This is a genomic window from Providencia rustigianii DSM 4541, from assembly GCF_000156395.1.
Lineage (GTDB): Bacteria > Pseudomonadota > Gammaproteobacteria > Enterobacterales > Enterobacteriaceae > Providencia > Providencia rustigianii.
The window spans coordinates 18,731-30,667 of the sequence record NZ_GG703817.1; the positions used below are offsets into that span (position 1 = coordinate 18,731).

Consider the following 11,937-nt stretch of genomic DNA (forward strand, 5'->3'; position numbering starts at 1 on the left):
TGTAAGAGTCTTTGCTTATATTTTATTGGCTTTCTGCAAAGTTCCATTTAATGGAACTAGGTTTCATTTATTCTGTAGTGCGAATGATATCCACGATCGGTACCCAATCGCAAGAAGAATTTATCTTTTTCAGAGCCTTTTTTATTATCGGTTATTTAATTCAGGGGCGATATAGTGGGAATAAAAACAAAATAAGCTATAAATTAATGGCTTAAAAACTCTATTTTAGATTAGAGATATTTCACAAAAAGTGCCATCTTCAAAAGATAAATCTGTTTTTCACGGATTAATCCGAAACGAATAAGCTCTTCATTGCAGTTAATCTCATTAAAAATCTGTTACAAAATCCCATTTATCCCATTTATTTCTAGTCCAAAATAAAATTCTATTTATAAAGATAATTTTAAGAATGAAAAAATTTTTTAGATTGGTGATGAGTGAAGCTCTCCTCAACCGAATGTCGAGGAGATGGTGATCATTGAAAGACTATTCTCGCGCTAAGGCATCAATAGGATTTAGTCGAGCAGCGCTTCTTGCAGGGAGGAAACCAAAAATAATACCAATTGCTGTCGAGCACGCAAAAGCGCTCACTAATGCAATGGGATCAAACGTGAATGTCCATCCTGGTAATGCAATTTGAGCAATCAAACTAATCCCATAAGACAAACCAATCCCCATTAATCCACCGATTAAACAGACCAGAACCGCCTCAATAAGGAATTGCTGCATAACATCACTCGTACGCGCCCCTACAGCCATGCGAATACCGATTTCACGAGTTCTCTCTGTCACGGAAACCAGCATGATATTCATCACCCCGATACCACCGACAACGAGAGAAATAACAGCAACTAACGTCAAGAATAACTGCATTGTACGTGTCGTTTTTTCCGCCGTTTTAACAAACGTATCCATGTTATAGGTAAAAATATCTTTTTTTCCATGCCTCAGTGTCAATAAACGGACTAACTGCTGCTCTGCTACCTGTGCATCGGTGCCATCTTTTACCCGAACCACAATCGTGTCGTAATAAGGTCGGTTTAATAATTTTCCGTTAACCGTCGTATCAGGTAAAAAAACTTGAAGATTTTTACCCGCACTGAATATGGATTTTTGCTCCCCAAGTACACCAATCACAGTGGCTGGAACATTATTAATTAATAATATTTCCCCCACAACATTCAATTTGTTTGGAAAAAAACGCCGCTTAGTATTGCTATCAATCACCACGACTTGAGCACGTCTACTTTGCATTTCAGGCGTGAATCCCATTCCCTCGGCAAATTTTTCGGCGTAGACATTAAAATAGTCTGTACCCACACCAGAAACTCGTGCGGTTGCATCAATATTGCCGTTACGTAATCGAGCTGAAGATTCAATGGAACCAGTCACTGACTGCACATACGGTTGTTGGGCTATCGCAGTGATATCCGAATCTTTTAGTGCTTGCCGATTCTCTGGATCATCGCTACCAAAATCGGTTCCGGGATAAATTGAAATCGTATTTGTTCCAATTGATTTTATATCATTCAGCACCATTCCTTTTGCAGCGTCACCTATCACCATGATGGATACCACTGAAGCAATCCCTATCACAATACCCAGCATAGTGAGCAATGTTCGCATTTTATTGACAACCATCGCACGCCATGCCATCAGTAAAGCTTCACTAAAACGCCCATAAATTTGAGGAATCGATGATTTTCTAACCGTAGATTTTACTGGTAATAAGGTGGCTGCTACAGATTTAGCCCCCGAATCATTAATGATTTCGCCATCTTTGATTTCGATGATTCTTTCTGCTTGCTGGGCAACTTTAGGGTCATGGGTCACAATAATCACCGTATGGCCTTGAGCACAGAGATCTTTTAAGATCTTCATCACCTCTTCCCCTGAGTGACTGTCCAAGGCTCCCGTTGGTTCATCTGCCAGAATAACATGACCGCCATTCATCAAGGCGCGAGCAATACTGACACGTTGCTGCTGCCCACCAGAAAGCTGACTAGGACGATAATTGACTCGTTCCCCTAGCCCTAAACGTTGTAATAATTGCTCGGCTCGCTCATGTCGAGAAGACTTACCAACTCCTGCATAAATAGCTGGAATTTCTACGTTTTGCTCAGCACTTAAATGACTTAAAAGATGATAACGTTGAAAAATAAAACCAAAATGTTCACGTCGTAACTGAGCAAGTTGGTCATTATCAAGTTCAGCAATATTTTGTCCTGCGACATAATATTGCCCAGCAGAAGGCTTATCCAAGCATCCCAAAATATTCATTAAGGTGGATTTGCCTGAACCAGAAGCACCAATAATTGCGACCATCTCTCCTGAATTAATTTTCAAGGAGACATCTTTTAAGACCGTAATTTCTTGCTCACCTGCGGGATAGCGTCGAGTAATTTTATTCAGTTCGAGTAATGTCGCCATCATCAAGACTCCATATCACTGTTACGTCCGATAATGACTTTATCCCCCTCACTCAAGCCTTTTAGCACTTCAACAGACACATCATTGCGCCCACCAATCTCGATGGTTGTTTTTTGTGGAACGCCATCTTTAAGAATTTCCACTTCATAAGTTTGCGGCGAAACTTCATTCCCTAACGCTAAAAGTGGCAGTAATAAGATATTGTTACGTGATTCGAGATCGATAGTCACTTGAGCAGTCATTTGTAGCTTTAACAGATGCTGGGGATTGGGTACTTCAAAACGTGCATAATAGAAAATAGCATCATTAATTTTTTCAGGGGTTGGTAAAATATCTTTCAACTTTCCTGCAAATTTTTTATCTGGGGCACCTAGAACGGTAAATGATACATTTTGCCCCGGTTCCAAGTAGATAACATCGGCTTCGGAGACTTCAGCTTTAACCAGCATAGTATCCATATCTGCCAAGGTTAAAATCGTTGGAGCCTCTTGAGCTGCGATTACCGTTTGCCCTTGTAACGTTTTGATAAATGTGACGATACCGTCCATTGGTGCGGTAATTTGAGTATATTTAAGATTTGTTTTAGCAGTATCTAAAGATGCTTGGTTACGCTTAATTTGAGACTGATAAGTCGCCACTTGCGCCTTTTTAACTTCAACGTCCGTTCTGGCTTTATCCAGATCTTGTTGGGATACGGCTTGAACTTTTGACAGGCTTAAATGCCGCTGATACGTAATTTCAGCGAGTCTTAACTCAGCCTTGGCTAAAGCTAGATTAGATTCTAATTCATGAATTGTTTCTTGGGATTCGGTGACTTCGTTTTGGGCTTTTTGTGGGTCAATGACTGCCAGTAAGTCACCTTTTTTAACCACATCCCCTTCTTTGACATACAGAGTCTGTAATTGACCACTTACCTGAGCTCCAACATCAACTTTGCGCACAGCATCAAGCTTACCGGTTGCAAGTACCTGCTTATTGAGGTCGCCTCGCGTAACATCCACTGTTTGGAAGGTCTCAGACTGTGGATTACCAAGAAAAAACCATCCTGCTCCAATAGCGGCCATTAGGGCAAGTAAAGATAAAATCCATTTTTTCCTTGATTTAATCGGCATCAATGATGTTCCTATTTTCAATAGGAGGGAACTCCCCTCCCTTGAAAATAAGATAGCTGAATAATCATCTCACTTCACTAAACAAGCTTCAGATTAACTGCAAAATATACTCAGTACGCCTTACCACGAGCCAGCCATGCCACCCGAGAAAACATATTTCTCAATGCTAATGGCACCGAATCTGGACCCAATTCTGCGGCTCGGTTAACTGTCGCTAGTGCCAAGTCAGGTTTTGACGTGCGCGAAATGGCTTTTAAAATCACTCGCCGAGTAGAAACTCGCGCATTCTCAGGAATCTCCGCAATTTCATGGTATAAGCTTTTGAAGCCTTCACGATAAAGAAAATGCTCCATATCCGGTGCCGATAGCATGGTAAGTCGGTCTCTGTCTGGTGAATTTATTTTATTCGCATAATGCGTCGCTGTTGCCGCATACTTTCGTCCAGCTTCATCCCCATCAGTTAATACATGCCATTCTATTCCCATTTTATTCGCATATTTTAACAATGGTTTTAGGCCACTTTGAGCAAATGCAATGACTTTAATGCCTTCAGTTTCAAAGAAATAATTACATTGTCTTGCAAATTCGCTCATTAACCAAATTTCGGTTTCCCCCTCAACTAATAGCCAACAACGGGCAAATAGTGCAGAAGGACGGTTAAAGCGAATATGAAATGATATCTTACGTAACTCTTCGGGACTTAAATCATTCGGCGCTATCCGGAATGTTGAAACTTTATTGGTATCACGAACCAACCGACATACGCTATCTATCGGCGCTTGGGATAATAAGTCTCCCGAATTTGTTGTGGTGATCCGCTGTAAAGAGAACAGACTAAATAATCCCCACGCAATAGATAACATGATTGGATGTAGCCGGGTTTCAGGGTCTTCCACAATAATGATTGGGCGGGCATGTTTATCCAGCTCAATATTTCCTTTCGCCTGCAATAATGAAGAAAACACCCCTAAAATAATTAGGCGAATATTACGCTGATTTGGTTTGGCAATGAGTCGATTGATATTATCTAATGCCTGCCAGCCTCGCTTGCGCGGTTCAATACTGGAGTACGAATGCCCCAACTTAGTCATATGACCACTTTTTCCAGAAAAATAGTGGCTTAATAGTTGCTGCATGGCATCGATCCCATCTTTGAGATCTTCATTACTTAGACGTTCAGGATTATTCACTAAGGCACGCGTTAACTCTTTAATTTGCTGATTCAGCGTATCACGGAAATTTGAACTTCCCCCCGTCACCGTAATTGGATTTAGATCATTAATAAAACGCGCATCACGTAAACGAATAACGGGATATAAACGTACGATTTCTTTGATGTATTTTCCTACATTATCAAGGGAAAGCTTATTTCCCCCTGAATTAAGGAAGCACTTATCAACCGTTACTGTATTGTCATCTTTTAATTCAGCGCTCACACGATAAAATATATGTTTTAGCCCATCACCATTATCAACCCAAACAGATGCTAAGTTTTGAAAGCGATAAGATTGATGGCGTCCAGGTGCTGATTCGCAGAACTTTAAGACTATCTGTAAAGAACGATTTAATGCCTCGTTGTCCCCTGTAGGATGGTGAAAATCAGAAGCTGTAATTTGGTACTCACGATTTTCAGGAGAAAGTATGATATCAAGGGCATCCAGTAAACTCGATTTACCCCATGAGTTTTCACCGATTAAGACGGTATTATTATTAAGCTGTAGAGAGAGCCGGTTAATCCCCCTAAATCCATATATTTCCACTCGTTCCAGATACATATCTCTCTCCTTGCAGTATTGTATTATCGACTTATTGTCATGCCAATTGCAGTGGATAGCTGATTGCCATTGTAACAGTATGATACTAATAGGATCCGTGAATTCACTTAAACTATCACCAATAAAAGCTTACTCATTTGCTCAAATGATTACTATACGAATGAGAGCTGAGCAAAAAAAGAACACATCCGTATAAATCACCAAATTTAATGATGAACCTTAGTTAAATGGATAGAATTATCTTTATTTTTTGGATTTTTTCTCCTATTTTTAAGCTAATAACCAATAAAAAATATTTATGGTATATTCGATATTTAGCATCACAGGCTAAATTTATTTGTGTTTAAATAGCGGTGTTCACAAGAATTCAAATATAATCCTTTGTTTGCGTTAATATAAATTGTTTAGATTGGTGTAATCCGTGTAGTTCATGGGATAAAACAAAAAGGGCACTAACATGTATTCTGGTTTGCTGATTATTCTTCTGCCGTTAGTTCTCGGTTACTTGATACCTATCAAAAATAAAAATGTGCTTCATCGTGTCCACCAAACTTTAAACTCGATGGTGTATGTGATTCTATTTTTGATGGGTATTACCCTAGCTTTACTAGAAAATTTAAGTGTTCACCTTGTTTCAATCTTAATTTATGCACTGACATTCTTTGGTTGTATCTTTGGAATGAACATTATTTCCCTCGTGATTCTCGATAAACTCGATCCTTGGAAAGTCCCTCAACACAAGCAAGAAAAACCACCTTCACGCATCAAAATGGTATTCGAATCCCTACAATTGTGTGGTGTTTTATTGATTGGTTTTGTCGTGGGGCTAACTGGATTCGAATTTTTACATTATGCGGATAAAGGCAGTCAAATTGCCCTAATGCTACTGCTATTATTAGTCGGTGTTCAATTACGTAACAGCGGAATGCACATCAAACAAATTTTAATTAATCGCCGGGGAACGACCATTGCCCTCGTTATGGGAGTGAGTGCGCTAATTGGCGGTGCTATTGCTGCATTTGTCCTTGGCTTACCGGTAAAAATGGGGCTAGCACTAGCTTCTGGATTCGGTTGGTACTCACTAACCGGTATCTTGCTCACGGATGCTTATGGGCCGGTTATGGGCAGTGCCGCTTTCTTTAATGACCTAATGAGGGAGCTCGCTGCCATTATGCTCATCCCATTGATAATTAATCGATATCGTTCTACCGCATTGGGGATCTGTGGCTCAACATCAATGGACTTTACTCTGCCCGTTTTGCAACGTAGTGGTGGGGTAGCCATTGTTCCGGCCGCCATTGTACATGGGTTCGTGCTCAGTCTAATTACGCCAATTCTAATGGCCTTCTTTACATAGGTAAAATTTCAGTCACAATAGCCGTTAATCTGCATATCACAGGAAATTAACATGACGGTTAAACAGCGAGTTTTAGTGTTAGGCGCCAGCGGCTATATTGGGCAAAATTTGATCCCAAGGTTATTACAAGAAGGTCATGAAGTTACTGCCGCTGCACGCCGTGTGGACTGGATGCTCTCCCAAGGCTGGTCTGATACCCGTTGTGTTTATGTCGATTTACACCAACCTGAGACGCTAATCGATATTATGCAGGAAATAGACATTGTCTATTTCCTTGTCCACAGTATGGCCGATCAAGCCAATCTCATTGAACGTGAACGAGAAGCCGCACGTAACGTTCAGCAAGCTCTACAAAATTCCAATGTTAAACAGGTTATTTACCTGAGCGCCTTACAACATGGGCACACCTATTCTCCCCATTTGATTGCTAGACGGTTAACGGGAGAAATTTTACGTGAAAGTGGTATTCCTGTGACAGAAATACGCGCTTCAATTATTGTAGGTTCAGGCTCCGCAGCTTTCGAAATCATGCGTGATATGGTTTATAACCTTGCCATCTTAACGCCCCCGCGCTGGGTGCGTTCTAAATCGTCACCTATCGCCCTCGAAAATATTCTGTACTATTTGACTCAATTGGCTCAGTTACCTATCACCGAAAGCCAGATCTTGGATGCCGGTGGACCTGAGTATATTAGCTACCAAGAGCTCTTTAAGCGCTTTATCAAAGTCTCGGGAAAACGCCGATTACTGATCCCTATTCCCATTCCAGTTAGTATGATATCGGTTCACTTTATTAGCTTGATAACCTCGGTACCACCGTCTATCGCTAAAGAGTTAATTCAAGGATTACAACATGACCTACCTGCCGATGATAAAGCGATTCGTGAGCTAATCCCACAAACACTTATCTCATTCGATGATGCAGTTCGCAGCACTTTAGCAGAAGAAGCGAATGCAATAGATAATGCCGATTGGGGTTATGACCCTGAAGTCAGAAAACGCTGGAAACCTGGTTATGGGTTTTATCCAAAACAAGCTGGCTCAACGCTAGGAACCAGCGCATCAGCGGAATCGTTATGGCATGTAGTTCAGCAAATTGGTGGTAAAGACGGTTATTTTTACGCCAATGGTCTATGGAAAACTCGCGCCATTATGGATGACATGATGTTCAATAAAGTAAAATATGGCAGACCCGATCGTGAGGAACTCCAGCTTGGAGATGAAGTCGATGGTTGGCGAGTGATCAATATTGAGCCTAATAAACAACTCAGTCTGCTATTCGGCATGAAAGCACCAGGGCTTGGTCGATTAACCTTTACGATTCATGATAGCGGCAATTTACGGTCTATTGATGTTCGTGCTTGGTGGCATCCGGCTGGTTTCTGTGGGCTACTCTATTGGTTTGCAATGATGCCAGCTCACCTGTTTATCTTTAAAGGAATGGCTAAGCGAATTAGTGAACTGGCTATCGAGCGAGATAAACAACTCGCTGTCCAGCAACATACAGAGCATACCACCGCTAAGTCTGAATAATTTCAGCGTAAAAAACCAAATTTTTATGCATAAAATATTGCATAAATATGCTTACGGGATTAATATCGCAGGTAGTTAATTTAGATATTATTGGTAAGCATGAGCATTCAATTAAAAAACATAAACTGTTTCTACGGCAACCATCAGGCACTGTTTGATATCAATCTAGAGTGCTCTGCTGGTGAGACCATGGTATTACTCGGACCAAGCGGCGCGGGCAAAAGTTCTTTATTGCGCGTGCTAAATCTGCTGGAAATGCCACGTTCAGGTCAGCTAAACATTGCAGGTCATCAGTTCAATTTTGCTTCGGCTCCAGAAACCAAAGCAATCCGTGACCTGCGCCAAAATGTTGGTATGGTTTTTCAGCAATACAACCTGTGGCCCCATTTAAGCGTGATGGACAACTTAATTGAAGCCCCCTGTCGAGTACTGAAATTATCCAAACAACAAGCTCAAGAAAAAGCGTCTAAACTACTAGAGCGTCTGCGTTTATCTCCTTTCGCAGACCGCTATCCGTTGCATCTATCTGGTGGTCAACAGCAACGTGTTGCAATTGCTCGGGCCCTGATGATGGAACCACAAGTTTTATTGTTTGATGAACCAACGGCAGCGCTAGATCCAGAAATCACTGCCCAAGTCGTCGATATTATTCGTGAATTATCAGCTACAGGGATCACCCAAGTTATTGTGACCCATGAAGTTGAAATTGCACGTAAAACCGCTAGCCGTGTCGTGTATATGGAAAACGGCCATATTGTTGAGCAAGGGGATGCAAGCCATTTCTCTGCTCCGCAAACTGAAGCATTTGCAAATTATCTGTCCCACTAATAGATATAGGATTAAGCAATGAAAAAACTATTATTAGCTGCATTATTAGGCGCTGTAACCCTATCTGCGACTGCTGCGGAAAAAGACACTATCCGTTTTGCAACCGAAGCGACTTATGCTCCGTTTGAAATGTTTGATAAAAACAACCAAATCGTAGGCTTTGACGTGGATCTCGCCAATGCGATGTGCGAAAAAATGAATGCAACCTGTACATTCACGCACCAATCCTTTGATAGCTTAATCCCAAGCCTAAAATTCCGTCGTTTTGAAGCATTAATGGCTGGTATTGACATCACGCCTGAGCGCCAGCAACAAGTTGACTTCACCGAAACATATTATCCAAATTCAGCGGAATTTATTGCGGTAAAAGATAAAATTACTGGAATTGACCAATTAAAAGGTAAAAAAATCGGTGTACAAAACGGCACCACCCACCAGAAATACATCATGGAACAACACAAAGATATGACCGTCGTTCCATACGATAACTACCAATCTGCAATTTTAGACCTACAAAATGGTCGTATTAATGCCGTATTTGGTGATACTGCTGTCGCTGATGAATGGTTAAAAACAAAAGGTAACGAAAATTTAGCTGCGATTGGTGATAAAGTCACTGATCCACAATATTTCGGTATTGGTTTAGGTATCGCTGTACGTAAAGGCAATAAAGAATTACTGGATAAGATGAACAAAGCCTTATCTGAAGTAAAAGCTGACGGCACTTACGATGCTATACATAAAAAATGGTTCCAACAGTAGTCGATATAATTAATGAATGACTTTCTATTTTTAATCAGTGCCGCCGGGATCACCGTCGGCCTTGCTATTTCTGCACTGATCCTTGGATTAATCCTCGCCATGCTGTTTATGGCGTGGGAATCCGTTCGATTTAAACCTATCGCCTTTCTCGGTACTTGCTGGGTCACACTGATCCGTGGTTTACCTGAGCTGCTGGTAGTGCTGTTTGTTTACTTCGGTACATTACAGCTTATCAACCTACTTGGTGACGGGATCGCAATCAATCTTGGTTTTTGGCAAGGGACATTGCAAGTCGACCCAAGTATTTTCTTCGCTGATAGCGGTCAATTCGATTATACCCCGTTTGTTTGTGGTGTTATTGCACTTGCACTCTTATATGCGTCCTATGCCTCACAGACTCTACGGGGTGCTTTAAAAGCGGTTCCTTATGGCCAATGGGAAGCCGGCTTAGCGTTAGGTTTAACAAAACGTACGATTTTCTTCCGGTTTATCATGCCGCAAATGTGGCGTCATGCTCTACCCGGCTTAGGTAATCAGTGGTTAGTCTTACTAAAAGATACTGCGCTCGTTTCCTTAATCAGCGTAAATGACTTAATGCTGCAAACCAAAACAATCGTGAACCGCACCCATGAGCCGTTCACTTGGTATGCCATCGTAGGTCTTATCTATCTTGCTATCACCTTATTAAGCCAGTTAGTGTTAAAACGTATTGAACTACGCACAACTCGTTTTGAGCGGAGTGAATCAAAATGATCGATTTAATTATTAAAATTTTGCCCGGATTACCAACCAGTTTATCTCTGACTTTTAGTGCATTATTGGTGGCATTTATCCTCGCGATATTATTTACCTTGATTCTATCTCTCAAAACTCCCGTTGTTTCACAGGCTGTTAAGGTTTATATCACCCTGTTTACCGGAACGCCGTTACTGGTACAGTTTTTCTTGATTTATAATGGCCCTAGCCAATTTAAATCTTTACAGGATTACCCTGCACTATGGGAGTTTATTTCAACACCGTGGGTATGTGCGATGGTTGCACTCGCATTAAACAGTGCGGCATATTCTACGTTATTATTCCATGGCGCGGTGAAAGCAATTCCATCAGGTCAATGGCAATCTTGCCAAGCATTAGGAATGAGTAAACTGCAAACCATGCGGATTATTCTACCCTATGCATTTAAACGCTCACTTTCATCTTACTCCAACGAAGTGGTATTGATCTTCAAAAGTACCTCTCTTGCAAGTACCATCACCATGCTGGATATTATGGGCTACAGTAGCCAAGTATTTGGTCAAACTTGGGATGTTATGGCGTTTGTTGCAGCAGGAATTATCTACCTTGTTGTCAATGCGATACTTACCATCGTTATGCGTCTGATTGAGCGTAAAGCGCTGGCATTTGAACAACGTAGCTAGTCTCCCCTATTTAGTTTGCTATTTTTATGAAAAGCTTGGTTTAATCGCCAAGTTTTTTGTATATGAAAAATATATAGCTAATTAATTACAAGCTAATTGATTTTTGAAAGAAAGTTTTTAGTTCGTCAGTAACATATAAAGTCAAAAACGATATCAATAAGGTTGATTTTTTATGGCTACACAAATTGAATATTCTATTCCTTTCAAACAAAAACCTATGCTGACTTATATTACCGAAAAAAAACCTGATAGATTTGAGAATAAACTTATAAAAACATCCAATATTTCCCCTATTAAGCTGGGTATCTGTCATGGAATATCCAATAGTTTCTTAATGTATGAAAATAGTAATCTTGGATCAGAGTATATTAAAAAAATCAGTGATTCTTTCAGTGCTATATCTTGCGATAAAATAAAAGATAATATCTTAGACAAATACATTAGAAACTCAATTATCAAATTTAATTTACCTATCTTTGAATCATTAATTTCTCAAGGTATTAACAATCAAATTAGTTATGGGAATTCATTTGATTTTGATAGAATGAGCTCAAAGATTAGAGAGTTGATTTTTGATAGAAAAAAACAAAATGAATCAAATATTGAATATATAAAAAGAATAGTTTCAGGCAATAAAATAACGGATATATTCAATGACCCTTCTGTACTAATCGATGAATATGATACTATCCATAGCTTAGATATTTTTATAAAAAAATAGA

General features: G+C 40.2%; 10 protein-coding genes. 7 read left to right on the forward strand and 3 right to left on the reverse strand.

The window, feature by feature from the left end:
• Positions 1–486: 486 nt before the first annotated feature.
• The 3 genes from macB to PROVRUST_RS00160 all read right to left on the reverse strand — a co-directional run bounded on the left by macB (position 487) and on the right by PROVRUST_RS00160 (position 5,317).
• A complete protein-coding gene (gene macB, locus PROVRUST_RS00150) occupies positions 487–2,430 on the reverse strand; it encodes a macrolide ABC transporter ATP-binding protein/permease MacB (protein ID WP_039854333.1) in 1,944 nt (647 codons plus the stop codon).
• Between the two features lie 2 nt (positions 2,431–2,432).
• Positions 2,433–3,542 (reverse strand): macrolide transporter subunit MacA, encoded by a 1,110-nt coding sequence (gene macA, locus PROVRUST_RS00155; RefSeq protein WP_006812629.1) that lies wholly within the window; start codon positions 3,540–3,542, stop codon positions 2,433–2,435.
• A gap of 110 nt (positions 3,543–3,652) precedes the next feature.
• Positions 3,653–5,317, reverse strand: a complete 1,665-nt coding sequence (locus tag PROVRUST_RS00160) for a DUF2813 domain-containing protein (protein ID WP_006812630.1) — start codon at positions 5,315–5,317, stop codon at positions 3,653–3,655.
• Between the two features lie 457 nt (positions 5,318–5,774).
• Between PROVRUST_RS00160 and PROVRUST_RS00165 the strand changes: the two genes are divergently transcribed.
• The 7 genes from PROVRUST_RS00165 (at position 5,775) to PROVRUST_RS19515 (ending at position 11,936) form a co-directional block, all read left to right on the forward strand.
• Complete coding sequence (locus PROVRUST_RS00165) at positions 5,775–6,674, forward strand: LysO family transporter (RefSeq protein WP_006812632.1); 900 nt, start codon at positions 5,775–5,777, stop codon at positions 6,672–6,674.
• A gap of 51 nt (positions 6,675–6,725) precedes the next feature.
• The gene (locus tag PROVRUST_RS00170; RefSeq protein WP_006812633.1) at positions 6,726–8,207 is read left to right on the forward strand and encodes a DUF2867 domain-containing protein; all 1,482 of its coding nucleotides are present in this window, start codon (positions 6,726–6,728) and stop codon (positions 8,205–8,207) included.
• 99 nt (positions 8,208–8,306) lie between these two features.
• The gene (artP, locus tag PROVRUST_RS00175; protein ID WP_006812634.1) at positions 8,307–9,035 is read left to right on the forward strand and encodes an arginine ABC transporter ATP-binding protein ArtP; all 729 of its coding nucleotides are present in this window, start codon (positions 8,307–8,309) and stop codon (positions 9,033–9,035) included.
• 18 nt (positions 9,036–9,053) lie between these two features.
• Positions 9,054–9,797 (forward strand): arginine ABC transporter substrate-binding protein, encoded by a 744-nt coding sequence (gene artJ / locus PROVRUST_RS00180; RefSeq protein WP_006812635.1) that lies wholly within the window; start codon positions 9,054–9,056, stop codon positions 9,795–9,797.
• A 12-nt stretch (positions 9,798–9,809) separates the two neighbouring features.
• Entirely contained in the window at positions 9,810–10,550 is a 741-nt protein-coding gene (artQ, locus tag PROVRUST_RS00185) for an arginine ABC transporter permease ArtQ (protein WP_006812636.1), read from the forward strand.
• The gene (gene artM / locus PROVRUST_RS00190; protein WP_006812637.1) at positions 10,547–11,215 is read left to right on the forward strand and encodes an arginine ABC transporter permease ArtM; all 669 of its coding nucleotides are present in this window, start codon (positions 10,547–10,549) and stop codon (positions 11,213–11,215) included. Before artQ ends, artM begins: the two co-directional genes overlap by 4 nt.
• A gap of 172 nt (positions 11,216–11,387) precedes the next feature.
• The gene (locus PROVRUST_RS19515; RefSeq protein ID WP_006812638.1) at positions 11,388–11,936 is read left to right on the forward strand and encodes a hypothetical protein; all 549 of its coding nucleotides are present in this window, start codon (positions 11,388–11,390) and stop codon (positions 11,934–11,936) included.
• Position 11,937 lies beyond the last annotated feature (1 nt).

Coding starts and splice junctions, on each gene's coding strand:
- macA (WP_006812629.1), bottom strand. CDS start 3,542: ATGCCGATTAAATCAAGGAAAAAATGGATTTTATCTTTACTTGCCCTA.
- artP (WP_006812634.1), top strand. CDS start 8,307: ATGAGCATTCAATTAAAAAACATAAACTGTTTCTACGGCAACCATCAG.
- PROVRUST_RS00160 (WP_006812630.1), bottom strand. CDS start 5,317: ATGTATCTGGAACGAGTGGAAATATATGGATTTAGGGGGATTAACCGG.
- PROVRUST_RS00165 (WP_006812632.1), top strand. CDS start 5,775: ATGTATTCTGGTTTGCTGATTATTCTTCTGCCGTTAGTTCTCGGTTAC.
- artQ (WP_006812636.1), top strand. CDS start 9,810: ATGAATGACTTTCTATTTTTAATCAGTGCCGCCGGGATCACCGTCGGC.
- artM (WP_006812637.1), top strand. CDS start 10,547: ATGATCGATTTAATTATTAAAATTTTGCCCGGATTACCAACCAGTTTA.
- artJ (WP_006812635.1), top strand. CDS start 9,054: ATGAAAAAACTATTATTAGCTGCATTATTAGGCGCTGTAACCCTATCT.
- macB (WP_039854333.1), bottom strand. CDS start 2,430: ATGGCGACATTACTCGAACTGAATAAAATTACTCGACGCTATCCCGCA.
- PROVRUST_RS00170 (WP_006812633.1), top strand. CDS start 6,726: ATGACGGTTAAACAGCGAGTTTTAGTGTTAGGCGCCAGCGGCTATATT.
- PROVRUST_RS19515 (WP_006812638.1), top strand. CDS start 11,388: ATGGCTACACAAATTGAATATTCTATTCCTTTCAAACAAAAACCTATG.